Origin of the sequence: Xanthomonas sp. WHRI 10207 (assembly GCF_040202975.1) — a bacterium.
In the GTDB taxonomy this organism is placed as follows: Bacteria; Pseudomonadota; Gammaproteobacteria; order Xanthomonadales; family Xanthomonadaceae; genus Xanthomonas.
The window spans coordinates 254564-278133 of record NZ_JBEGDX010000005.1 but is presented as its reverse complement, the minus strand read 5'-3'; the positions used below and the strand labels follow the sequence as shown (position 1 = coordinate 278133).

The 23570-nt window shown below is 64.0% G+C and carries 22 protein-coding genes, 1 other RNA gene and 1 riboswitch; of the genes, 6 read left to right on the top strand and 17 right to left on the bottom strand.

Annotation, left to right across the window (positions count from 1 at the left end):
- Position 1: 1 nt before the first annotated feature.
- Positions 2–574 (bottom strand): ANTAR domain-containing response regulator, encoded by a 573-nt coding sequence (locus tag ABQU90_RS17340; protein ID WP_055854586.1) that lies wholly within the window; start codon positions 572–574, stop codon positions 2–4.
- 84 nt (positions 575–658) lie between these two features.
- Here ABQU90_RS17340 and ABQU90_RS17335 point away from each other — a divergent pair, with 84 nt between their 5' ends.
- The gene (locus ABQU90_RS17335) at positions 659–1663 is read left to right on the top strand and encodes an NAD(P)-dependent oxidoreductase (protein WP_323522955.1); all 1005 of its coding nucleotides are present in this window, start codon (positions 659–661) and stop codon (positions 1661–1663) included.
- 267 nt (positions 1664–1930) lie between these two features.
- On the opposite strand, the gene ABQU90_RS17330 is transcribed toward ABQU90_RS17335, so the two are convergent.
- The 6 genes from ABQU90_RS17330 to ABQU90_RS17305 all read right to left on the bottom strand — a co-directional run bounded on the left by ABQU90_RS17330 (position 1931) and on the right by ABQU90_RS17305 (position 6973).
- Positions 1931–2293 (bottom strand): hypothetical protein, encoded by a 363-nt coding sequence (locus tag ABQU90_RS17330; protein WP_055854335.1) that lies wholly within the window; start codon positions 2291–2293, stop codon positions 1931–1933.
- On the bottom strand, positions 2277–2846 hold the full coding sequence (locus ABQU90_RS17325) for a molybdenum cofactor guanylyltransferase (protein ID WP_323522956.1): 570 nt from the start codon (positions 2844–2846) through the stop codon (positions 2277–2279). Before ABQU90_RS17325 ends, ABQU90_RS17330 begins: the two co-directional genes overlap by 17 nt.
- Positions 2847–2883: 37 nt before the next feature.
- The gene (locus ABQU90_RS17320; RefSeq protein WP_323522957.1) at positions 2884–4137 is read right to left on the bottom strand and encodes a molybdopterin molybdotransferase MoeA; all 1254 of its coding nucleotides are present in this window, start codon (positions 4135–4137) and stop codon (positions 2884–2886) included.
- Positions 4138–4621: 484 nt separating this feature from the next.
- On the bottom strand, positions 4622–5665 hold the full coding sequence (gene xth, locus ABQU90_RS17315; RefSeq protein WP_323522958.1) for an exodeoxyribonuclease III: 1044 nt from the start codon (positions 5663–5665) through the stop codon (positions 4622–4624).
- A 461-nt stretch (positions 5666–6126) separates the two neighbouring features.
- The gene (locus ABQU90_RS17310) at positions 6127–6342 is read right to left on the bottom strand and encodes a hypothetical protein (RefSeq protein ID WP_323522959.1); all 216 of its coding nucleotides are present in this window, start codon (positions 6340–6342) and stop codon (positions 6127–6129) included.
- Between the two features lie 313 nt (positions 6343–6655).
- A complete protein-coding gene (locus tag ABQU90_RS17305) occupies positions 6656–6973 on the bottom strand; it encodes a hypothetical protein (protein ID WP_323522960.1) in 318 nt (105 codons plus the stop codon).
- Between ABQU90_RS17305 and moeB the strand changes: the two genes are divergently transcribed.
- Complete coding sequence (gene moeB, locus ABQU90_RS17300) at positions 6957–8099, top strand: molybdopterin-synthase adenylyltransferase MoeB (RefSeq protein ID WP_323522961.1); 1143 nt, start codon at positions 6957–6959, stop codon at positions 8097–8099. The two genes, ABQU90_RS17305 and moeB, sit on opposite strands and share 17 nt — an antisense overlap.
- A 308-nt stretch (positions 8100–8407) precedes the next feature.
- Positions 8408–8484, top strand: a non-coding RNA gene (locus ABQU90_RS17295) — sX9 sRNA.
- A 16-nt stretch (positions 8485–8500) separates the two neighbouring features.
- Here the strand turns inward: ABQU90_RS17295 and ABQU90_RS17290 are convergent.
- From ABQU90_RS17290 to ndk, 8 genes are all read right to left on the bottom strand, one after another.
- Entirely contained in the window at positions 8501–9721 is a 1221-nt protein-coding gene (locus ABQU90_RS17290) for a molybdopterin molybdotransferase MoeA (protein WP_323522962.1), read from the bottom strand.
- 163 nt (positions 9722–9884) lie between these two features.
- The gene (gene der, locus ABQU90_RS17285) at positions 9885–11282 is read right to left on the bottom strand and encodes a ribosome biogenesis GTPase Der (RefSeq protein WP_115527763.1); all 1398 of its coding nucleotides are present in this window, start codon (positions 11280–11282) and stop codon (positions 9885–9887) included.
- A gap of 10 nt (positions 11283–11292) precedes the next feature.
- Positions 11293–12510, bottom strand: a complete 1218-nt coding sequence (gene bamB, locus ABQU90_RS17280) for an outer membrane protein assembly factor BamB (RefSeq protein WP_055854354.1) — start codon at positions 12508–12510, stop codon at positions 11293–11295.
- Positions 12510–13148 carry a YfgM family protein gene (locus tag ABQU90_RS17275; protein WP_055854356.1) on the bottom strand — a complete coding sequence of 213 codons (639 nt, stop codon included), beginning with the start codon at positions 13146–13148 and terminating at the stop codon, positions 12510–12512. Before ABQU90_RS17275 ends, bamB begins: the two co-directional genes overlap by 1 nt.
- 70 nt (positions 13149–13218) lie before the next feature.
- On the bottom strand, positions 13219–14079 hold the full coding sequence (locus ABQU90_RS17270) for a RodZ domain-containing protein (protein WP_323522963.1): 861 nt from the start codon (positions 14077–14079) through the stop codon (positions 13219–13221).
- Positions 14076–14864: a type IV pilus biogenesis/stability protein PilW gene (pilW, locus tag ABQU90_RS17265; protein WP_311238889.1), complete on the bottom strand. Its 789-nt coding sequence runs from the start codon at positions 14862–14864 to the stop codon at positions 14076–14078. The genes ABQU90_RS17270 and pilW overlap by 4 nt, the downstream gene beginning before the upstream one ends.
- A gap of 10 nt (positions 14865–14874) precedes the next feature.
- On the bottom strand, positions 14875–16080 hold the full coding sequence (rlmN, locus tag ABQU90_RS17260) for a dual-specificity RNA methyltransferase RlmN (RefSeq protein ID WP_055854364.1): 1206 nt from the start codon (positions 16078–16080) through the stop codon (positions 14875–14877).
- An 18-nt stretch (positions 16081–16098) separates the two neighbouring features.
- On the bottom strand, positions 16099–16524 hold the full coding sequence (gene ndk, locus ABQU90_RS17255) for a nucleoside-diphosphate kinase (protein ID WP_002812972.1): 426 nt from the start codon (positions 16522–16524) through the stop codon (positions 16099–16101).
- 218 nt (positions 16525–16742) lie between these two features.
- Here ndk and ABQU90_RS17250 point away from each other — a divergent pair, with 218 nt between their 5' ends.
- The 3 genes from ABQU90_RS17250 (at position 16743) to ABQU90_RS17240 (ending at position 21143) form a co-directional block, all read left to right on the top strand.
- Positions 16743–17375, top strand: a complete 633-nt coding sequence (locus tag ABQU90_RS17250) for a TetR/AcrR family transcriptional regulator (protein WP_115527758.1) — start codon at positions 16743–16745, stop codon at positions 17373–17375.
- Positions 17376–17399: 24 nt separating this feature from the next.
- Complete coding sequence (locus ABQU90_RS17245; protein ID WP_323522964.1) at positions 17400–19772, top strand: 3-hydroxyacyl-CoA dehydrogenase/enoyl-CoA hydratase family protein; 2373 nt, start codon at positions 17400–17402, stop codon at positions 19770–19772.
- 165 nt (positions 19773–19937) lie between these two features.
- Positions 19938–21143, top strand: a complete 1206-nt coding sequence (locus tag ABQU90_RS17240; protein ID WP_055854369.1) for an acetyl-CoA C-acyltransferase — start codon at positions 19938–19940, stop codon at positions 21141–21143.
- Between the two features lie 348 nt (positions 21144–21491).
- On the opposite strand, the gene crcB is transcribed toward ABQU90_RS17240, so the two are convergent.
- Positions 21492–21893 carry a fluoride efflux transporter CrcB gene (gene crcB / locus ABQU90_RS17235; protein WP_311238851.1) on the bottom strand — a complete coding sequence of 134 codons (402 nt, stop codon included), beginning with the start codon at positions 21891–21893 and terminating at the stop codon, positions 21492–21494.
- Between the two features lie 113 nt (positions 21894–22006).
- A riboswitch (Fluoride riboswitch) is annotated at positions 22007–22075 on the bottom strand.
- A gap of 2 nt (positions 22076–22077) precedes the next feature.
- Positions 22078–23367 (bottom strand): replication-associated recombination protein A, encoded by a 1290-nt coding sequence (locus ABQU90_RS17230; RefSeq protein WP_311238888.1) that lies wholly within the window; start codon positions 23365–23367, stop codon positions 22078–22080.
- Positions 23368–23570: the final 203 nt, after the last annotated feature.

Genomic DNA, 23570 nt, shown 5'->3' with positions numbered 1-23570 from the left:
TTCATCCCAACAACTCGGCCATGGCCACGATGCGTCGCGCCACTTCGGCCAGCTTGACACCCTGCTTCATCGCCTGCTGGCGCAGCGCGGCGTACGCATCGGCCTCGCTGAGGCCACGTTTTTCCATCAGCAGACCCTTGGCGCGGTCGATCTGTTTGCGGTCCTGCAAGGCCTGCTGCACATCGTCCAGGCGCTTGCGCATGCTGCTTTCGTGCGCAAACCGGGCCAGCGCCACCTGCACGATCGGCGCCAGCCGCGCCGGCGCCAGGCCATCCACCACATACGCGGTGACACCTGCACCCACCGCAGCGTGGATCAGCGCGTCGTCGCCATCGCCGGAAAACATCACCACCGGGCGCGGCGCGTGGGTATGCAGCATCGACAACTGCTCCAACGTGTCGCGCGACGGCGAATCCACGTCGATCACCACCACATCCGGCTGCTGGCTCTGCACCGCATGCAGCAACGCACCGACCGATGCCACATCGTCGAGCACCGTGTAGCCGGCGCGCGTCAACGCCTGGCGCAGTTCGCCAATGGGCTTTTCGGTATCGTTGACCAGCAAAACACGCATTGGCGGCGGCGAGGCGTGTGGACGTGGCCCGATGGTGCCATGCAACATGCCGTTGGTGCGAGTCATCATTTTGGAGTGGGCCTGATGCCGTTGTTCCCGTTGTTCGCAAATCTGCAGGGGCGTGCCGTGCTGGTGATCGGCGGTGGCGAGGTCGCCACGCGCAAGGTGCTCGCGCTGCTCAAGGCAGGCGCTCAGATCCGCCTGTATGCGCACGCGCTGTCGCCCGAGCTTGCGGAGTTGATGCAGGCCGGGCGTTTCGAGCAGCTGGGCGGCGAGTTCGATCCGGCCTGGATCGACACGGTGTGGCTGGTGGTCGCAGCCACCGACGACACCGACTTGAATCAACGCGTCGCTGCGGCCGCGGGGGCGCGTCAGCGGCTGGTCAACGTGGTGGACGATGCCGAGCTGTCGACGTATCAGGTGCCGGCGATCGTGGATCGCGACCCGTTGGTCATCGCCATTTCATCGGCCGGTGCGGCGCCGATGCTGGCACGCCGCCTGCGCGAGCGGCTCGAGCGCGAGCTGGATGCATCGGTGGGCCGCTTCGCTGGTTTGTTTGCGCGCCATCGCGAGCGTATCCGCAGCGAATTTCCCGACATGAACCGGCGCAGGCGTTGGTTTGATCGCGTGATCGATGGGCAGGTGCCGTTGCTGCTGCAGGCCGGCGACGATGCCGCAGCTGAGGCTGCGTTCAACGCGGCATTGGACGACGCTGGCACCGTCCCGGCGCGCGGCAGCGTGCAGCTGGTCGGCACCGGCCCCGGCGATCCAGGGCTGCTGACCTTGAAGGCGTTGCGTGCAATGAATCTGGCCGATGTGCTGCTGGTCGGCGCGGATGTGCCCGACGCGGTAGTCGAGCTGGCCCGCCGCGACGCCTCGCGGCGCGCACTGCCGCCCGAGCCCCAGGAACAGCACGCATTGCTGCTGGAACTGGCAAGCGAAGGCCTGCATGTGGTCGCGCTGCGCAGCGGTACCGGCTACTGCCCTATGGCAGCGGCCCCGATCGAAGCCGCACTACAGGAACGCGGACTGGCCTGCGAGCGCGTACCAGGCATTTGCACCGAAGGGTGCAAGCGGCTCACGCCGTGACCAAGAGCGGCTGACAGAAACGTCTACGCAGCACCCAGGCGGGCGCGGTCGGTGCTCGGAGTACGTATGTATCGCTCATGCAATCAGCTTCCGGTGTGCCGTACTTACCCGCCTGACGACTGCTCACTACGTTTTAAGCCGATTCAAGTCGCAAGCAGGCTGCCGCCGTGGCGGTGTTGGGCAAACCGCAGGACGAGCGCTTACCGCATTCCATCCCTGTGTCGGCCCATCACGCGCATGCAGCAACGGCGCATCTAAGACGTCAACTCACTCCTTCGGAAACCGCTTGCGCGCACTGTCGCGCACATCGATATCGAAGGTCACGTGCAGCGCCATGTGTTCTGCATGCCCGGCGCCCGCATCGAAACTGAAGCTCAATCCCTCGCGGCTCGGAAGTTGGCGGGCGTGTTGCTCCAGCGCGTCGCGCGGCACCAGCAATTGCCAGTGATCGGTGGCGCAATTGCACGCAGCGTGACCGCCGGTCAGGCTGACGCTATGCCGAACCAACCGCGCGCCCTGCCCGCTTGGCAAGCGGCTGAGATTGTCGACACTGCGCCCGGCAAGCAAAGCAGCCAGTTCGTCTTCGTCGATACGGAACCGCACGTTCTGACCTTCAATCTGGATTTTCATGAATGAGCTGACTCCACTGCTCGGGCGTATTGCAATTGACGAACGCGGCGCGTTCGCTGTCTGTGACAGCCACGCGATGGCACTGCAGTGAACGCTGCAGGGCGCGCAGCGAGCGTGACGCTGCAGCACCATGCATCAACGTCGACAACGCTTCACGCACGGTGGCGTCGATGCACAGGCGCATCGGCAACATCTGCTCGTCGAAGGCGACGCAGCGCTGCTGCGCGGGTGTCAGTAGCCGCGCGATCAACTGCGAGGACAGCAGCGGCATATCCACCGGCACCACCACCAGCGTGGTCAGATCGGCGACCTGATCGATCACGCTGACCAACCCGCCGAGCGGCCCCAGATCCGGCTGCGCGTCGGCGATGCCGTCATAGTCCGGGCGCTGGCCGCTGATCAGCACATCCTGCGCACCCGCATCGCGTAGCAGCTCCTGCATCTGCGCAATCAATGGACGCCCGCGCCAAAGCAGCATGGCCTTGTCCTGCCCCATCCGCGACGAGCGGCCGCCGGCCAGCACCACACCAGTCCATGGAGATGCGGCGCTCATGCCGTGCACGCGCCTGTCGTGCGGTCCGCGTGCCGGCTCATGCCATCAACACCGGTGCTGCCGGCTGCAGATGGCCCAGGCCGAACACCTCCGCGGTCGTATGTGGCGCAGCTGCGTCGTCCTGCGGCTCCAGCACCGCCCAGACATTGGCCTGCAGCAAGGGCGCCACCCGGAACGATTCCTGCTGCGGCAGGATCTGCACACACAGCGCGCCCAGCGCGTTGCAGTACAAACGCGCACGCAGATGCTGGCGCCAGATCGGCCGCGCCTGCAGCGGCGTCTCCAATGCCACGCGCAGGCCGCGCTCGTCCGGCATGCCCAGCAATCCGCGCAAGGCCGGTTCGACAAAAAACCGGAGCCCGGCCGCGCTGGCCATAGGATTACCCGGCAAGCCCACGTACAAAACGCCGTCGGCAAACCGTGCCAGCAACACCGGCTTGCCCGGTCGCACGGCGACCTTGTGAAACAGCAGGCGCGCTGCGTGCCGTGCCAGTGCATCGGGCACAAAATCATAGCGACCGCGCGACACCGCACCCGTACTCAAGATCACGTCGGCGCCAGCGTTGCGCGCCTGTGCAAGTGCGGCGTCGAACGCCGCATCGTCGTCACCCACCTGCCCTTGCCACACCAACTCCGCACCCGCTGCGTGCACCTGGCTGCGCAGATAACTGCTGGTGCCATCGCGGATCTGTCCGGGCTGCAGCGGTTGCGTGGGGTCGCTGATCAACTCGCGGCCGGTCGCGATCAGCGCAACCCGTGGTCGCCGCACGACCCGAACTTGCGCGCATCCCAGACCAGCCAGCAACATCAAATGCGCACCACGCAGCACCGTACCCGCAGCGATCACGACATCATCCAGGCGAACATCTTCGCCACGGCAGCGGATGTGCTGCCCCGCACGCACATCCGCACGCAGCCGGATGCGGCTGGGGCGTGCGTCGTGGTGGGCAAGAATATCCACCTGCTCGATCGGCACCACCGCATCGGCATGCGCAGGTACGCCAGCACCGGTCATGATCTCCCACGCCGCACCCAACTCCGCCGCACCGGCATCTGTCCCTGCTGCGACCGTGCCCGCCACCACATGCTCGCTGCCTGCTGCAGCACCAAGCCCCTGTGTGGCGATGGCAAACCCATCCATGGCGCTGTTATCGAATGGTGGCAGTTCGGCCGGGCTCGACAACGCCTGCGCAAGTACACGGCCCTCGGCATCGGCGCTGTGCACCCACTCGCTGGCTAGCGTGGCGACCTGCTGGTGCACGATGGCAAGTGCTTCGGCGTAGCTGATCATGAGCAATGCGATGCCGACCGGTGGATGACCTGGCTAGGATACCGGCCTGCAGCGTGGCCGGTACAGCGTGGGCAGTGGCGTTCTGGTAGCGCCATAACCTGGGCGCTGCGATCGATCTACCTTTACAGCGCGCTGGTTGGCAATCCGGCGTCTATCCTCAGCAATGCCCTGGCCCTGCTGACTGTAAGCACCGGCGATGTGCCGCAGCGGATCAAACAGCGTCGCCTGGATGGCATTGACTGAGGAGTGGCTGGCGGAGCCTCTGAGTGTCGACTGCACAAACATGCATCGACTGAAGGATCAACGCCCGTGCAGTGTGTGATCTGCAGTGCCGTTCTACCTGGAATACAGCGCAGTGCCAGAGAAAGATGCTGAAACCGTACTTCCGTACCCCACCCTCATTCGCAAGCGTTGTAGCGCGACGGCGTGATTGGCTTGGCACAGCAACCAGCTGGTAACCGGATGCATGGCGTAACCGTTTCCGTCACGTCTTGCCAACGGTGCGCACAGCCTTCTTCGCTGCTGCGTTGCCAGCGTTTGCGGAACTGATTGCCGGCGTGCGCGTTGCATCCTTCTTTTTCGCTAGCACTCGCGTAGCGGACTGCTTCGCAGCGCGCTTTGAACCGCTTTTCGCCGCCGTCTTGGCTGCCGGCTTGCGCACTGGCGTTTTTTTCGTCGCCCCACGTTTGCGTGCCGTCGATGTAGTTTCATCGCTCGCCATGGTCTCGGCGATCGCGTTCGGTACCCGCACGTTGATCCAGGTAGGCGCGTGATCGCTGGCCTTTTCCAGGGCCCGCACCCATTTGTCTACGCCCGCATCCTGCAAGCCGGCCGCCAATACGCGATTGAGCAGTAGATGATCGATACGCAGCCCGCGATCACGCGCAAAATGCTGGCGAAAATAATCCCAGAACGTATAGATCGGCGCATCGCCATGCACTGCCAGCAGACTATCGGTCCAGCCCTGCTCCAGCAGCGTCTGGTACGCCTGCCGGCTTTCCGGCTGCAGCAATGCATCCTTACGCCAACCCTTGGGGTCGTAGATGTCCGCATCGGTCGGAACGACGTTGAAGTCGCCGATCAAGGCCACCGGATGCGGCAACTCCACCAACGTCTTTGCATGCCGGATAAGACGCTGAAACCAGGCCAGCTTGTAATCGAATTTCGGACCAGGCTGCGGGTTGCCGTTGGGCAAATACAGACACGCCACCACCACTCCATGAATCGCCGCTTCCAGATAGCGACTCTGGGTGTCGCTCGGGTCCCAGGGCAGGCCACAGCGAATCTCGACAGGGTCGGCGCCGCGCGCCAACAAGGCAACGCCATTCCAGGCGCGCTGTCCCTGCCAGATCACACCGTAGCCAGCATCGCGAACCGCCTGCTCCGGGAACGCCTCTTGTGTGGCTTTCAGCTCCTGCAGACCCACAATATCCGGCTGCTCGTGCGTGAGCCATCCCAGCAGGTGCGGCAACCGGCTGGCGATTCCGTTGACGTTGAAGGTGGCGATCTTGCGTGTGGTGCTTGCCATGGAAATGCCAGCTTGTTGCGCGCTCGATGAACTCGCAGCATGGCGGCGGTCACATGAAGGCGATGCCCAAGCGAGGTGAAGCTGCCGCGCAGGTATGCACGGGCGCACACGCCTCGCTGCATGCGCCCGACCATGACAGGCGAGGCATCAAGCCAGGCATGCGAGAAGGTGCCAGTCTCGCCTTCACCGGTCTGCTACCACGCCTGGGAGACCGGCGTTTGGCGATGCGGTCGCACACACAACCATACGATGCCCCCGCACGCACTACGCAGCGCACCGCGCTTCACCGAGGCGAAACCGGATACGTGCATCACGAACAAGCAGCAGCATGAAGACGAAACCAGCGCCGAGGCAGTGCTGACGCAGCGCCGCTTTCAATCACGCAAGACATGCACATCGATCGATAGGTCGCACCAACTCATGCGCTATCGCCCGCGATTGGCAACCGAGCAGCGGCGATCTCACGCCCCAGGGTCTGCTGGCCCAAGCTGATTGGCGGCCAGAATTCCATCGATCCGTTTAACAATCTGCGCGGCCTCTTCCTGCGACTGGGCAGCAGCAGTAATTTTCTCGGCAAGTGCGTGGAACACCTCCCAAAAATCGTCCGGATGCTGGCTGCGAATCTCAGGCAAATGTTCTGCCAGCTGTTTCAACTGCGCATCGATATCGGGTGTCATCAAGATCTCCTTCTGTAGCCAAACGCGGGTGATAAGACGTGGCGAAGAATGCTCAGGTGGATTCGGACGGCGCATAACTTGCGCGTTGACGCGAACACGCAAATTCCAGAGACCGGCCGCATCTGCCTGTCGAACATCCAACGCAAGACCATTGCGCTACGCTACCGCCGCCTGGGTGAGCCTGATGACAATGCAGCAGGCAACGTCATCGGCGGAACGAAAATCCGCAATGCTACGGACGCGCCAGCGCTGCAATCTCGCGTGGGAAATCTGCGCGCTGGTAACCCAGGCAGTGATTGGTCGTGGTTCCTAGTCACTTGCGCGCTCCGGCCAGCAACGTCAGGTTGTTGTTGAGCTCGTGATTGAACGCAAGGTCCAGCCACTTCGCGATGCTGATCGATCTGCTCCAGTTGATCGCCGGAAGCGTGCCGCAGAATTTCTGCGCCAGGTGCGGGCCATACCTGCAGAAGACTTCGTCCAGTGATCGCCAAGATGGCGTTGTAAAGGGTTCTTCGACACCGCACTCGAAGGCCAGAGGATCGGCCTGGGTACGCTCGATTCCCGCTGTCAGCCGCTGCACATCAAACCCCCGATGTTTGCGCGACAATGGCGCCATGAGCAGCCATGACATCTCCCCCGCCGATGCACGTGCACGCGCCCTGCAAGGCGCCTTGTTGATCGATATCCGGCACCTGCATGAGCGCGCCAGCGGCCAAGCCGAAGGCGCGTTGGCGATTGCGCAACACGATCTTGAAACCGCACCCACCCAGCATCTGCCCGACCAAGCACGCGAACTCCTGTTGATCTGCCAGAGTGGCAAACGCTCCGCGCACACGGCCGAGGTGTTGCGTGCACAGGGATACATGCAGGTGGCATCGGTGCTGGGAGGGACCACTGCATGGATGAGCGATGGCCTGCCGTTGGTGCGCCCGACCCTGCCGGCGGACGAGCAGGATTTTCTTGAGCGCTACTCGCGGCATCTGCGCTTGCCGCAGGTCGGCCTGCAAGGCCAGCAGCGGCTGGCACGTGCGCGCGTGCTGCTGATCGGCGCTGGCGGGCTGGGCTCGCCGACTGCGTTTTATCTCGCTGCCGCAGGCGTCGGCCACCTGCGCCTGGCCGACGACGATGTCGTCGACCGCAGCAATCTGCAGCGCCAGATCCTGCATACCGAAGACAGCGTCGGCACTGCCAAGGTCGCCTCGGCGGCGCAGCGCATCGGCGCGCTCAATCCGCGCGTGCACGTCGAGGCGGTGCAGACACGCGTGACCGCCGACAACGTGGAAGCGTTGTTGCAGGATGTCGATGTGGTGGTCGACGGCGCCGACAACTTTGCGGCGCGCTATTTGCTCAACGATGCCTGCGTCAAACTCGGCAAGCCACTGGTCTACGGCGCGGTGCAACAGTTCGAAGGCCAGGTGAGCGTGTTCGATGCCGGCCGCCATCGCGGGCAGGCGCCGTGCTACCGCTGCCTGTTCCCCGAGCCGCCGCCGCCGGAATTTGCCCCCAGCTGCGCGGAAGCCGGCGTACTCGGCGTGCTGCCGGGCGTGATCGGTCTGTTGCAAGCCACCGAAGCGCTCAAATTGCTACTTGGCATTGGCGACAGCCTGAGCGGCCGCCTGCTCAGCTTCGACGCGCTGTCGATGCGGTTTCGCGAGATCCGCCTGCCGCCCGATCCGCACTGCCCGGTGTGCGCGCCGGGTGTCGCATTTCCCGGTTATGCGGACTACGCGTCCTTTTGCGGCAGCGCAGTCGGCTGACCACAGCTTTCAAAGCGGCATTGCAGGTCTGCAACGTCCGATCAGCGCCCTGATTGCGATAGCGGCGCAGATGCGCCGGCGCGACTCGGCGGCCAATCAACGTCGATTGACGCGCTAGCGCGTTGAGCGAACCCACCTCGGGCGCCTGCGTACCACAGCGGCTTTTGCAGCGCGGCGAAGCTAAGCGGCACACGTTCTCCGCAACGCTTCCTTCTTGCCCTCACGACAGCAGCGTCGCCGCGCAGACGAGTCATTTAGAGCAGCTAGTAAAACGACCTTGTAGCCGCCAGGCAAGCGCGGCCCGTGCGCGGAATCACTCGTACACACCGATTCTGAGCGCGCCGTCCATACCCACTTGACGACTGCTCACCACGTTGAGTGAGCCGCTCTTGGTCATCTGCCTACAGCGCGTACGGAATCACCCGCACGATCTCGCCCGCCTCGAAGCGACGCGCCTGCTCCGGCAGGACGATCAGGGCATTGCTGTCGGCCGCGCCACGCAGCAGATGCGAAGCGTCGCCACGATGCGGCTGCGCGCTCAGACGTCCGTCGGTGCCACATTCCAAGCGGCCGCGCAGGAATTCCAGGCGCTCGTGACGTTTTTCCCAGGGACTGGCCAGCGCGGCGTGCCACACCGGGCGCGGCTCGCTGCGTCCCTGTAACCCGTCCAGCAACGGCACACCGTAGGCGATCAACGTTGCCAGGACAGACACCGGATTACCCGGCAGCCCCAACACCAGGCAGCGCCCGATCTGCCCCAACACCGCCGGCATGCCCGGACGCATGCGCACACGCCAGAAATGGATCTGCCCCAACTCCTGGATCAGTCCCGGCAGATAATCCTTTTCGCCAGCCGACACACCGCCGCAGGTAATCACCACATCGAAGGCGGCCGCCGCATCTTCCAGCATGGTGCGGATGCGCTGCGGATCGTCCGGCAAGGTCGGCCACGCGGTCGGCGCATAGCCCAGCGCCCGCAGCTGCGCCATCAGCATGTCGCGGTTGCTGTTGTAGATCTGGCCGGGGCCAAGCGGCATGCCCGGCTCCACCAACTCATCGCCAGTGGCCAGCACCGCGATGGTCGGCCGCGGTGCCACCGCCAGTCGCGACATGCCCAGCGCCGCAGCCAGTCCGATGCGCGCGGGAGTCAGCACCTGCCCGGTCTGGATCACCAGATCGCCTGCACGCACATCGCTGCCGGCCAAGCGCACCGATGCACCCGCGCTTGGTGTGGACCGGATGGTGACCACGCCGTCGCGTTCTTCGGTGTCTTCCTTGGGTACCACGGTGTCGGCCCCTGCCGGAAGCGGAGCACCGGTGGTGATGCGCAGGCATTGCCCTTCGGCCAGCGTGCCGCCCCACTGCTCGCCGGCAAACTGCTCGCCGACAAGCTGCAAGCGCGTCTGCGCGCTAGCCAGATCGGCATGCCGCAATGCAAAGCCATCCATCGCACTGTTGGCGAATGGCGGCAACGCCAGCGGCGCGATCAGATCGGCAGCGCAGATGCGGCCATCGGCACGCGCGGTGGCAATGTTTTCGTCGGGCGGACGATTGGCACCGGCGACGGCGTGCAGAATCTGCAACGCCTGCGCGTAAGCAATACGGGTGGGATAGTCGTTCATGGCATGAAGGATACCAGCGTGCCATGACTGCTCGGGGCCTACCCCGTAGGCCTGTCATCCAGACGCCGCATGCGGGCGCATTACCCGCCGCTCGCTACCCAACACATGCTGCTGCAATCCATCGATGCCACGGCGCCGAAGCGCCATGGCATACCGCAAAGACTTACTTGCCTTTGACGTGCCGCATCAAACGCCGCTTGCGCGCAACCTGACGGTCCGAAAGCGTGTTCTTCTTGCCCTCGTACGGATTGGAGCCTTCGCGGAAGATGAAACGCACCGGCGTCCCCACCAGCTTGAAGCGCTTGCGGAAGAAGTTTTCCAGATAGCGCTTGTAGGATTCCGGCAGCACCTTCAATCGCGTGCCGTGCACGATAAACGTCGGCGGATTTGCGCCACCCGGATGCACATAGCGCAACTTGGAGACGTGGCCACGAATGCTCGGCGGCGGATTGGTTTCGTAGGCGATTTCCAGCGCCTGATTCACTTCGCTGGTACTGAACTCATGCGTGGCCGATGCATGCGCACGATGGATCGCCTGGAACAGCTCGCGCATGCCCGAGCCATGCAGCGCGGAAATCCGCACCGCTTCGGCCCAGCTGACAAAGCCCAGCTTGCGCGACAACAGGTCTTCGGCCTGCGCACGCTGATAGTCGCTCTGTCCATCCCACTTATTGATCGCTACGACCAGCGCACGGCCAGCGTCCAGGATTGCACCAAGAATGGTCGCATCCTGATCGGTGACGCCTTCGCCGGCATCGAGCATCAGCACTGCGACCTGGCATTGTTCGATCGCCTGCAGCGTCTTGAACGCGCTGAATTTCTCCACCGCCTCTTCGACCTTGCCCCTGCGACGTAGGCCTGCCGTGTCGATCAAACGGTATTGGCGACCGTCGCGATCCATATCCACGGCGATCGAGTCGCGCGTGGTGCCCGGCACTTCCGAGGCGATCATGCGCTCTTCGCCAAGCAGGCGATTGACCAGCGTCGACTTGCCGACGTTCGGGCGACCGACAAAGGCGATACGCACGCGTGCCGGATCGGTATCCAACAACTCGCCGGCACCTTCCGCAGGCAGACGGGCACCGACTTCTTCGAGCAGTTCGTCGATCCCCTGCCGATGCGCAGCAGACAGCGCAACTACATCGGAGAAGCCGTAGCGCGCAAATTCCGAGCGCACGGTCTCTTCGTCGGTACCGTCAATCTTGTTGATGACCAACACGGTCGGCCGCGCGAGCTTGCGCAGCCAGGCCAGGATTTCGTCGTCCAGCGATGAGGCGCCTTCGCGGCCATCGACCACGAACAGCACCAGATCCGCCTCGCCTGCGGCAGCGCGTGCCTGACGCGCAGTCGCACCGGCCAGGCCTTCCTCGTCGCCGGCGATACCACCGGTATCGACCACGATGAAGGGGCGCTCCTCGTCGAGACGGCAGACGCCGTAGTTACGGTCGCGGGTGACGCCCGGCTGGTCGTGGACCAGCGCGTCACGGGTGCGCGTCAGCGCATTGAAGATGGTGGACTTGCCGACATTGGGCCGTCCAACCAGGGCGACCAGGGGCAGCATCGCAAGGTCCTTATTGTGCCAACCGGAAGGCGGTGAGATCGCCGTCGGTGTTTTGTACCAGCAGAATGCCATCGACGACTATCGGCTGCGCCAGCAGCGTGTCGCGTCCAGCGCGAGCGCGCGCGGCCAGTGCACCATCGCTGAGTTTCAGCCAGTGCAGATAACCCTTGTAATCGCCAACCACGGCGTAATCGCCCTGGATGGCCACACCGGTCAGGGAGCGACGCGCCAAGGCAGCCTGCGACCACATCGCCGCACCGCTGCTCTTGTCCAGGCCCCACACCGAACCGGCGTTGTCGGACACCACCACCATGGCGGACGACACACCAACGCCACCGGCGCCGCCGTGATCGCGTGTCCACAGCGGACGGCCGCTCGGGCCTTCCAGCGCGAGCGTTTCGTTCTTGAAGCTGGTGGCATACAGCGTGGTGCCATCCACCACCGGTGCGCCGTCCACGTCGGACATGCGCTCCAGCTCGGTGCGACCTTCCGGCACGCCGATGGCCTGCTCCCACAACGGGCGGCCATCCTGCAGCGCCAGCGCACTTAAGGTGCCGCTATCGTTGCCGACGAACACCACGCCCGGGCCAGTCACGATCGGCGCATTGCCGCGCACCGACAGGGTCGGGCCTTCCTCGGCATGGAACCAGCGACGCTCGCCGGTCGCCGCATCGAAGGCGCTGACGCGGCCATCGTTGCTACGCACCAGTACCAGACTCTGTGCAATGGCAGGCGCGGCGATCACTTCGTTGGGTACCTTGGCGCGCCACTTTTCGGTGCCGTCGGCCTGGTTCAACGCAATCACATCGCCAGACAGCGTCCCGATCACCACCAGGCCTTCGCCAACACCGGGACCGCCGGACAGGCGCTGCTTGAACTTGCGATCGTTACGCTCTTCTTTCTTGGGCTTGTATTCCCACACGCGCTTGCCGGTCTGCAGGTCCAGCGCCTGCACGCCGCCGGTGATCGCCGAGGCGTACACCTTGCCATCGGCCACGGCCGGGCGCTGACGCACACCGATGTGCCCTTCGCCCTTGCCGATGCCGGTGGACCAGATCTTGTCGACCTTGACCGACGGTTCGAACTTGACCAGCTCGGCAGGCTCCTGCGCCTTCTTGGCAGCAGCATCCTTACCGGCAAACCAGCCCTTGACCGTGCTGCAACCCGCCAACGACATACCCATCAGGGCGATCAACGCAATGCGCTTGTACATGGTGTCCTGCTTCATCAAATCTGCTCCGCTGGATCGGGCACTTTGCCGCCCACATCCATCAGCTTGGTTTCCAGCAACCGGCGCTGCGGCGAGGCCACATCCACCGTGGTCAATGCCTTGGCGTACAGCGCACGCGCCTCATCGGCCTTGCCCTGCGCGACCAGCGCGTCGGCGCGGATCTCCAGGCTGGTGTGATCCTGCGCATCGGCCAACAGCTTGATCGCCTCGTCCGGCTTGCCGCTCTCGGTCAGCACGCGTGCCAGACGCTGCTGCACGATCTGCTTGAGCTCGCCTTGTGCAGGCACGTCGCGCAGCGTCTTGATCGCTTCGGCATTCTTGCCGGCATCGACCTGCGCCTTGGCCAGACGTAGCGCCGCCAGCTCGGCATAGATGCCGCCCTTGCCGTCGTCGAGCGCCACGATGTCTTTGGCCGCCTTGTCCAGGTCCTTGCCCTGGATCGACTTCACCACCGCCTCGTAACGCGCGTTGGCTTCGACCAATTCGGTGGTGGTGTGCTTCTGCCACCACTGCCAGCCCAGGATCAGGGCCAGTCCGAGCAGGACGCCGCCCACCAGTCCCGCGCCATTCTTTCTCAACCAGGAACGAACGCGTTCGCCTTGTTCGTGTTCGTCCAGCAGATCGTCGATCGCCATGCGTACTCTCGCTCCGTCATCCCGGAGGCGCGGAACATCAAAAGGGAAAAATGAAAAACCGCAGTCCGCTTCACTCGGAAGCAGGTACCACGGAGCCGTCGGAGGATACCGCAAAACGGGCCACGTTAGCGCGCTGGAACGGTTTCACATCGACGATACTGCCGCCTTGCTGAACCTCTACCGCCGACGCATTGCCCAGCACGATGCGGCCCACCTGACCCGGCGAATAGCTGCGACGCTCACCGGCACGGATCAGTGTTTTTTCGACTGCGCTGCCATCCGGCGCCAGGATCTGCACCCAGCTGTCGCCACTGAAACTCAACGACAGACTCTTGCCAGCATCCGCCACTGCCGGTAATGCCTCGGCTTCGGGAGTTGCGCGCGGCACCGGGGTCATCGACGCAATGTACGGCGCCGGCTGCTCGCGCGGCGCTGAGGCCGGTTGCGCTGAAGTGTTACCGGCCGTGCCTGTCTTCGCTGCGACCGGCATGCTGTCCAGCGACACCGTGCTCGGCGACCTGCCGTCCAGATGCGAGCGTGTTGCGTACCAGACCGGTACCGCAAACACACCGGTGATCACGACATACATCGCCTTGCGCGCGGTGCTTTCGAAAATGCGGCGCGCACGTGGCGTGTGGGTATGGCTGACCAGCTTCACCGGTTCGATCGGCGCGATGCTGGCTTGCTGCAGCGACGGCTCCAGATCGATATGCAGCAGCCGCGCATAACTGCGCAACTGACCGCGCACAAAAACCGGGGCGCCCAGGCGCTGCCAGTCTTCCTGCTCTAGCGACCGCACCACATGCGCCGGCATACGCAACTTGCCGGCGACATCGTCGATGCTCAGGCCTGCCGCTTCGCGCGCGTCGCGTAACTGCGGCCCGCAGCCCTTTTCCTGCTCGAAAGGGTTCGGATTGGAATCACTGATCACAATGCATTGGCCCCGGGGTTAGCGGTCGCTGCGTCAGGAAATTCCTTGACCAACCGCTGTTGGTAACGGCTGGCAGCTACCTTGTCGCCTAGCCCTTGCTCAATCTGAATGGCGAGTTGTAACACGGAAGCCGTTACCGGTGCAGCCGCAAGCCGTCGTTCGATAAAAGCACGTGCTTCAAAATAATTGCGGCGCCCGGCCTCCAGCCGCGCCATCGACTCCAACGCATAGGGATTGCTCGGATCCATCTCGAGCGCTTTGCGTAAATCGCTTGCCGCGCGCTCGGGCTGCCCCGCCTTGAGTGCGCAACCACCTGCATTGCCAAGTGCGGACGCAGGCGATGCGTAGGTGCGGTCGGCCAATGCGCGATCGAACCAGATCAGCGATTCGGCAGGCGACCCATTGGCGCATACCCACGCGCCATAATTGTTCAACACATCTCCGCGCTGCGGCGCCAGTTCGGCGGCGCGGCGATAGGATGCGCCCGAACCGGCGACATCGCCGCGGCCACCCTGGATCAGGGCCAACATGCCGATGGCGTCCACCGATTGCGGATCTTTCTTCAACGCGGCGCGGATCTGCTCTTCGGCGCCGACATAGTCGCCGGTCTGCATCCTGTTACTGGCCAGGCCGAGCTTTTCCTGCACCGCCAGACGATCCTTGGTGGCCTTGTTGTCGCGGAACGAATACACCGGCGCGACTTCTTCCACACTCTTGGCCGAACCGGCCTTGGCATTGCGACCACCGCAGCCGACCGCGCATAACGCGATCGCCACGGCCGCCATTAACGCAAGTTCACGCTGCCGCATCTCGATCGGCCTGCCCTTCCAATGTGCGGCGGAACTCCGCCTGGCGACGGGTGCGGTCCATGACCTGCCCCTTGAGCTGCCCGCACGCCGCATCGATGTCGTCGCCACGCGTACGGCGAACCATCGTCAGCACCTGCGCGTCGAGCAGAATCTTCTGGAATGCGCGAATTTCCGTCTCGCCAGAGCGCTCGTAGCGCGTACCGGGGAACGGGTTGAACGGAATCAGATTGACCTTGCCGGCGTCCTTGGACTGCACCGTATTGTCGAACTGACGCATCAGCCTGGCCAACTGGCGCGCATGCTCCGGCTGGTCGTTGATGCCCTTCATCAAGGTGTATTCAAAGGTCACCGAATCGCGCTTCTTGTTGCCACGCAGGTAGCGCGCGCAGGACTCCATCAACTCGGCGATCGGGTACTTCTTGTTCAACGGCACCAGGCTCTCGCGCAGCGTGTCATTGGCGGCGTGCAACGAGACCGCCAACGAGACATCGCTTTCGGTGGACAGCCGGTCGATCATCGGCACCAGGCCGGAAGTCGACAAGGTCACCCGCTTGCTGGCCAGGCCGTAGCCCAGATCGTCGCGCATCACGCTCATCGCGCGCACGACGTTATCGAAATTCATCAACGGCTCGCCCATGCCCATCATCACCACGTTGGTGAGGCGGCGCTGCTGGTGCGGCACGTTACCCAGATGGCGCGCCGCTACCCATACCTGCCCAACGATCTCGGCAGTGGTGAGGTTGCGATTAAAGCCCTGGGTGGCGGTCGAACAAAACGTGCAGTTCAACCCGCAACCGACCTGGGAGGACACGCACAGCGTGCCGCGGCCCTTGTCGGGGATGTAGACCGTTTCGATGGCGTTCTTGCCGTCGGTGCCCATGGCCAGCAGCCATTTGTGGGTGCCATCGGTAGACGGCTTGTCGAAGACGACATTTGGAACCAGTACCTCGGCATGCTGGTGCAACTTCGCACGCAATGCCTTGCCGAGGTCGGTCATCTGGTCGAAATCGGTGACGTAGCGATGGTGAATCCACTTCATCACCTGATGGGCACGGTAACGCGCTTCGCCGAGCGTGTCGGCAAAGAAGCGCTCCAGTCCCTCGCGATCGAGGTCGAGCAGGTTCTGCTTGCGCAGTTCCGGGGAACGGACGGGAACGTCCTGCAACACGGATGGGATCACAACCTCATTCACGATTCGACTCTTTCGGCCTCAGCGCGAGACCACTTCGGTGGCGGCAAAGAAATACGCGACTTCGTTGGCAGCGTTCTCGACCGAATCCGAGCCGTGCGCGGCATTGGCATCGATCGAATCGGCGAAGTCGGCGCGGATGGTACCCGGCGCAGCGTCCTTGGGATTGGTCGCGCCCAGCAGGTCGCGGTGTGCTGCAACGGCGTTTTCGCCTTCCAGCGCCTGGATCATCACCGGGCCGGAGATCATGAACTCGACCAGCGCGTTGAAGAACGGACGCTCGCGGTGAACGGCGTAGAAGCCTTCTGCTTCACGACGCGACAGCTGCTTGTACTTGGCGGCCACGACCTTCAGGCCAGCCTTCTCGAAGCGGCTGTAGATTTCACCGATGACGTTCTTGGCGACGGCGTCGGGCTTGATGATGGACAGGGTGCGCTCCAGCGCCATGGGAAGTTCTCCGTTGGGCGGGCCACTAAAGACCCGAGGTTATCATGAAAAAAACCCGCGTCAAAACGCGGGCTTAGGCTTCTTTGCGATAGCCAATTCTATCTCTTCGCCACCGTGTTTGCACACCGCCCCCTGAATCGTGCTGCATTGCCGCATGACCTGCCCGCAACCAAACCCGTAGACTCAAACAATCGTTTGATTGAGTCCGACCCCAGCGCATGCCCAAGCCCGCCCACTTCTCCACCAAGGACCGCATCCTCGGTGCCGCCGAGGAGCTGTTCGCCCAGCACGGGTTTGCCGGCACCTCGCTGCGGCAGCTGACCACCCAGGCCGACGTCAACATCGCCGCGGTCAACTACCACTTCGGCTCCAAGGAAAACCTGGTCAACGAGGTGTTCCGCCGTCGCATGGACGAAATGACCGCTGCGCGCCTGCAACAGCTGGAGGCGGCAAAGAAATTGCAGCCGGGCGAGCTCACCGCGGTGCTGGCCGCCTTCGTCGAGCCGGCGCTGGCGATGGCACAGGACCGCCAGAACGGCGGCGCCTTCGTGCGGGTGATCGCACGCGCCTACGCGGAAAAGAACGACAACCTGCGCAAATTCCTGTCCGACCATTACGGCCATGTCCTGCGCGAATTCGGCAAGGCCATCGCCGGCTGCGTGCCGGGCCTGAGCAAGGAAGAGCTGTATTGGCGGCTGGATTTTCTAGCCGGTGCGCTCACCTATGCCATGGCCGACTTCGGGCTGATCAAGCGCCCGGCGGGCGTCAGCGAGGCCGACCATCGTGCGCGTGCCGCGCGCGAACTCATTCGTTTCGCGGAACCTGGTTTCCGCGCTCATTCCACACCGTAAACGCTCCACAAGAGGCTAATTGCTATGTCCAATCCGTTGCTAGTTCGTCGTGCCGCCGTGCTCGGTGCCGGCGTCATGGGCGCGCAGATCGCCGCGCATCTCACCAATGCCGGCGTCGACACCGTCCTGTTCGACCTGCCTGCCAAGGAAGGTCCGGCCGACGGCGTCGTGCTCAAGGCCATCGCCAATCTCGGCAAGCTCAGCCCTGCCCCGCTCGCCAGCAAGGCGCTGGCCGAGGCGATCACGCCGGCCAACTACGAGAGCGGCCTGGAACAGTTGCGCGATTGCGACCTGATCATCGAAGCGATCGCCGAGCGGATGGACTGGAAGCAGGACCTTTACAAGAAGATCGCCCCGTATGTGGCCGATCACGCCGTACTTGCCTCCAATACGTCGGGCCTGGGCATCAACAAGCTGTCCGACGTGCTGCCCGAGCAGTTGCGCCACCGTTTCTGCGGCGTGCATTTCTTCAACCCGCCGCGCTACATGCACCTGGCCGAGCTGATTCCGGCCAAGGGCACCGACAAGGCCGTGCTGGAAGGCCTGGAAGCGTTCCTGGTCACCACGCTCGGCAAGGGTGTGGTGTACGCCAAGGACACCCCGAACTTCATCGGCAACCGCATTGGTGTGTTCTCGATCCTGTCCACCATCTATCACACGCAGGAGTTCGGCCTGGGCTTTGATGAAGTGGACGGCCTGACCGGCCCGCTGGTCGGCCGCCCGAAGTCGGCGACCTACCGCACCTCGGACGTCGTCGGCCTGGACACCATGGCGCACGTGATCAAGACCATGGGCGACACGCTACCGGACGACCCGTGGCACCAGTATTTCAAGTCGCCGAAGTGGCTGGACGCACTGATCGCCAAGGGTGCGCTCGGCCAGAAGGTCGGCGCCGGTATCTTCCGCAAGGTCGGCAAGGACATCGTGGTGCTGGACCTGCAGAAACAGGATTACCGCGCCGCTGATCGCACTGCCGCACCGGAAGTGGTCGAGATCCTCAAGATCAAGAACCCGGCCGAGAAGTTCGCCAAGTTGCGTGAGAGCCAGCACCCGCAGGCGCAGTTCCTGTGGGCCACGTTCCGCGACCTGTTCCACTACAGCGCCTATCACCTGGCCGACATCGCCGAGACCGCGCGCGATGTGGATCTGGCGATCCGCTGGGGCTACGGCTGGTCGCTGGGGCCGTTCGAAACCTGGCAGGCCGCTGGCTGGAAGCAGGTGGCGCAGTGGATTGCCGAAGACATCTCCAACGGCAAGAGCATGAGCAGCGCGCCGTTGCCGAATTGGGTGTTCGATGGCCGCGACGGCGTGCATGGTGCCGAAGGCTCGTACAGCCCGGCGCACGACGCCAAGCTGCCGCGCTCGGCACTGCCGGTCTACAAGCGCCAGCGCTTCCCCGATCCGCTGTTGGGCGAGCAATTCTCGCCGGGCGAGACCGTGTTCGAAAACGACGGCGTGCGCATGTGGCATGACGGCGACGACATCGCGGTGGTGAGCTTCAAGACCAAGATGAACACCGTGTCCGACCATGTGCTCAACGGCTTGCAGGACGTGGTTGGCCGCGCCGAGAAGGACTTCGCCGGTCTGGTGATCTGGCAGCAGAAGGAGCCCTTCTCCGCCGGTGCCGATCTGGCCGGCGCGCTGGGCCTGTTGCAGGCCGGCAAGGTGGACGCGTTCGAAGCGTTGGTCGCCAACTTCCAGGCCACCAGCCAGCGCATCAAGTATGCGCAGGTGCCGGTGATTTCGGCCGTGCGCGGCCTGGCACTGGGCGGTGGTTGCGAGTTCCAGATGCACAGCGCCAAGACCGTCGCATCGCTGGAAAGCTATATCGGCCTGGTCGAAGCCGGCGTCGGCCTGCTGCCGGCCGGCGGCGGGTTGAAGGAGATCGCGGTGCGCGCCTCGATCGCCGCAGGTCCGGGCGGCGACGTGTTCGCCGAACTGAAGAAGACCTTCGAAACCATCGCGATGGCCAAGGTCTCCAACTCGGCGGTCAACGCCCAGGAACTGGGCCTGTTGCGCGCCACCGACAAGATCGTGTTCAACAGCTTCGAGGCGCTGCACATCGCCAAGGCCGAAGCACGTGCACTGGCGGAAGGCGGCTACCGCGCCCCGCTGCCGGCACGTCGCATCCAGGTCGCCGGCGATGTGGGTATCGCCACCTTCAAGATGCTGCTGGTCAACATGCTGGAAGGCCGCTTCATCAGCGAATACGACTATGAAATCGCCACCCGCATCGCCACGGTGATGTGCGGCGGCGAAGTCGATCGCGGCGCGCTGGTGGACGAAGAATGGCTCCTCAAGCTGGAGCGCAAGCACTTCGTCGAACTGGCTCAGCAGGAAAAAACCCAGGCGCGCATCGGCCACATGCTCAAGACGGGCAAGCCGTTGAGGAACTGAGATTCGTGATTCGGGATTGGGGATTCGTAACAGCGGCTCCCCTGCCCTCCAACATTCTCGCTTCCACCAAATTCATCCGCCGGGCAGGACACATTCGGTCATCGGGATTCGCTTTGACAAATCCCGAATATCGAATCCCCAATCCCGGCTATCGGAGATAGCCAAATGAGCAAGCAGATTCAAGAAGCCTACATCGTTGCCGCCACCCGTACGCCGGTCGGCAAGGCGCCGAAGGGCGTGTTCCGCAACACCCGTCCCGACGACATGCTGGCGCACGTGCTGCGCGCGGTCGTGGCGCAGGCGCCGGGCATCGATCTGTCGCGGATCGACGACGCCATTATCGGCTGCGCGATGCCCGAGGGCGAGCAAGGCATGAACGTGGCGCGCATCGGCGTGCTGCTGGCTGGCCTGCCCAACACCGTGGCTGGTCAGACCATCAACCGTTTTTGTTCGTCGGGCATCCAAGCCGTGGCGATGGCGGCCGACCAGATCCGCCTGGGCAATGCCGACCTGATGTTGGCCGGCGGCACCGAGTCGATGTCGATGGTGCCGATGATGGGCAACAAGGTGGCGATGTCGCCGAACGTCTTCGCCGACGACCACGTGGCCATTGCCTATGGCATGGGCATCACCGCTGAGAAGGTCGCCGAAGAATGGAAGGTCTCGCGCGAAGATCAGGACGCGTTCGCGTTGGCCTCGCATCAGAAGGCGATTGCAGCCATTGCCGCAGGCGAGTTCCGCGATGAAATCACCCCGTACGAAATCCTCTCGCACCAGCCCGACCTGGCCGGCAACGTCATCGCGCTGCGCAAGCGCCTGGTCGACACCGATGAAGGCCCGCGTCCGGACAGTTCGCTGGAAGGCCTGGCCAAGCTGCGTCCGGTGTTCCGTAACGGGCAGTTCGGCGGCAGCGTCACTGCGGGCAACTCCTCGCAGATGAGCGACGGTGCCGGCGCGGTGCTACTGGCCTCCGAGCAGGCGATCAAGGATTACGGGCTGACCCCGCTTGCGCGGTTTGTCAGCTTCTCGGTGGCAGGCGTGCGCCCGGAAGTGATGGGCATCGGCCCGATCGCGGCAATTCCCAAGGCACTCAAGCAGGCCGGCCTGACCAAGGACCAGATCGACTGGATCGAACTCAACGAAGCCTTCGCCGCACAGGCGTTGGCGGTGATCCGCGACAGCGGGCTGGACCCGTCCAAGGTCAATCCGCTGGGTGGCGCGATCGCACTCGGTCATCCGCTCGGTGCGACCGGCGCGATCCGTGCGGCCACGCTGGTGCACGGCCTACGTCGTCGTCAGCAAAAGTACGGCATGGTCACCATGTGCATCGGCACCGGCATGGGTGCGGCGGGCATTATCGAAGCGCTGTAAGTCGTTTTCATTCGGGATCGGCCACCGCGCCGATCTCGCGAACGCGAGGAAGAGCCGACCGAAGGCGTGCGCGAGCACGCCTTCTTTCTGGGCGGCTGAAAACCGCCGTCGGCCGGATCTGCATCGCATGCGGATTCGCTTGCCCCAGTCGATGCACCCGGTGAACGCAGCGCTTAGGCTGCCCGTGCGCACGTTGAGCGGCCGCTGTTGGCGCGATCGCGGGAACTACAGTACGAACCAGGCAGCACATCCCGACAGGATCGCCGCGCGCAATGCGCAGCGCCGCTGGCAGAAACCGACGCCCTCACAGTTCAACGGCTATAAAAATCTTGCAGACAACGTAGCGGTCTAGCGTGCCACCAGCCACTGGCCTGCACGCGCACCGGCAAACATCAGCGCCAGCCCGGCCACCAGCGTCACCGCCAGATACACGCCGATCATCGTGGAGCGATCGGTGCGCGCAAACACCAGACACTCCATCATCAGCGACGAAAAGGTGGTCAGCCCGCCCATCACGCCGACGATCAGCAGCGCCCGCAGCGGCCAACTCGACGGACCGCGCGCGTCCAGCCAGACCAGCAGCACTCCAGCCAGGAACGAACCAAGCAGATTGACCGTCAACGTTCCCCACGGGAAGCCGGCGCCAAAGCGCTGCAGCAGCGCTGCACCGATCGTAAAACGCAGCCCGGAGCCCAATGCGCCGCCGGTCATCGCCAACAATAATTGCTGCCACCACACCGGTGCGTTCATGCACGTACTCCGCAACCGCCCAGTGGGGTCTTCGAAAAAAACGTATGCGCGTTCGGCATCATCAATCCTGAGTCGAGAAGCGATGCCGGGGCACAGGCCTGCCGCCCCGGCGGGGGTGGACAGGCATCATCAGCGCGCAGACTGCGTGCGGTTCAAGGAGGAATGCCATCTCCCGTATCGCCGATTATGCCGTGGGCTTTCCAGCCTTGTCAGCCCGCGCCTGCGCACGCGCCTCGCGCAGCCGGTCGAGCTTTTCCTTGAGCTTGATTTCCAGTCCACGCGGCACCGGCTTGTAATACACCTGCTCGCCCATCGCGTCCGGAAAGCCGGTCTGGTCGAGCGCGATGCCGCCCTCGGCATCGTGGTCGTATTGATAGTCCTGGCCGTAACCGAGCGTCTTCATCAGCTTGGTCGGCGCATTACGCAGGTGCAGCGGCACCTCTTGCGTGCCGGTGGCGCGCACCTCGGCCCTGGCTTGATTGAAGGCAGCGTAGCCGGCGTTGGATTTAGCGGTGCTGGCCAGGTACAGCACCAACTGTGCAAACGCCAGCTCGCCTTCCGGGCTGCCCAGGCGCTCGTAAATATCCCAGGCTTCCAGTGCCATGCTCTGCGCGCGCGGGTCGGCCAGACCGATATCCTCGATCGCCATGCGGGTCAACCGCCGCGCCAGATACGCCGGGTCGCAGCCGCCGTCGAGCATGCGGGTGAGCCAGTACAACGCTGCATCCGGATTGGAGCTGCGCACCGATTTATGCAGCGCCGAGATCTGGTCGTAGAACTGTTCGCCGTTCTTGTCGAAACGGCGGGTGCGGTCGGCCAGCACCTGCAGCAGCGTCTGCGGCGTGATCTCCCCGCCCTCGCCGCCTGCCAGCTCGGCGGCAATTTCCAGCAGGGTCAACGCACGCCGCACATCGCCATCGGCGGCGCTGGCGATTTCCAGCAGCGACGCGTCGCTGACCTGGATGGTCTCCTGTCCCAGCCCGCGCTCGGAATCGTGCAATGCGCGTTGCAGCGCTTCAACAATGTCCTGCGGCGACACCGATTCGAGCACGTGCACGCGGCAACGCGACAGCAATGCGGAGTTCAACTCGAACGACGGATTTTCCGTGGTCGCGCCGACGAACAGGATGGTGCCACGCTCGATGTGCGGCAAAAATGCATCCTGCTGCGCCTTGTTGAAGCGATGCACCTCATCGACGAACAACACCGTGCGTCGGCCGCTGGCAAACCGTTGCGCGGCCTCGGCCAGCACTTGGCGGACTTCGGGCAGCCCCGACAACACGGCGGAAATCGCCTTGAACTCGGCATCCGCGTAGTGCGCCAGCAGCAAGGCAAGCGTGGTCTTGCCGCATCCTGGCGGGCCCCACAGGATCATCGAATGCACGCGCCCCGATTCCACCGCGCGGCGTAGTGCGCTGTCGGGCGTCAACAAGCGTTTTTGGCCCACCATTTCGTCCAGCGTCCGCGGACGCATGCGCTCTGCGAGCGGGCGCAGATGGTCTGCGTCCACGCTAAGCAGATCGGCGGTGCTATCGATGGTGGATCTGGTTCGTGCCACGCCCCATTCTATCGCGACGGGGCGTTATCGCATTGCAGCGGTGAGCTGCCGCGCGAAAGCGGCAGATCTCTCACGTTCCGGAAGGCCACCGCAGCGACGATGCGGGTTGGCGAGCGCAG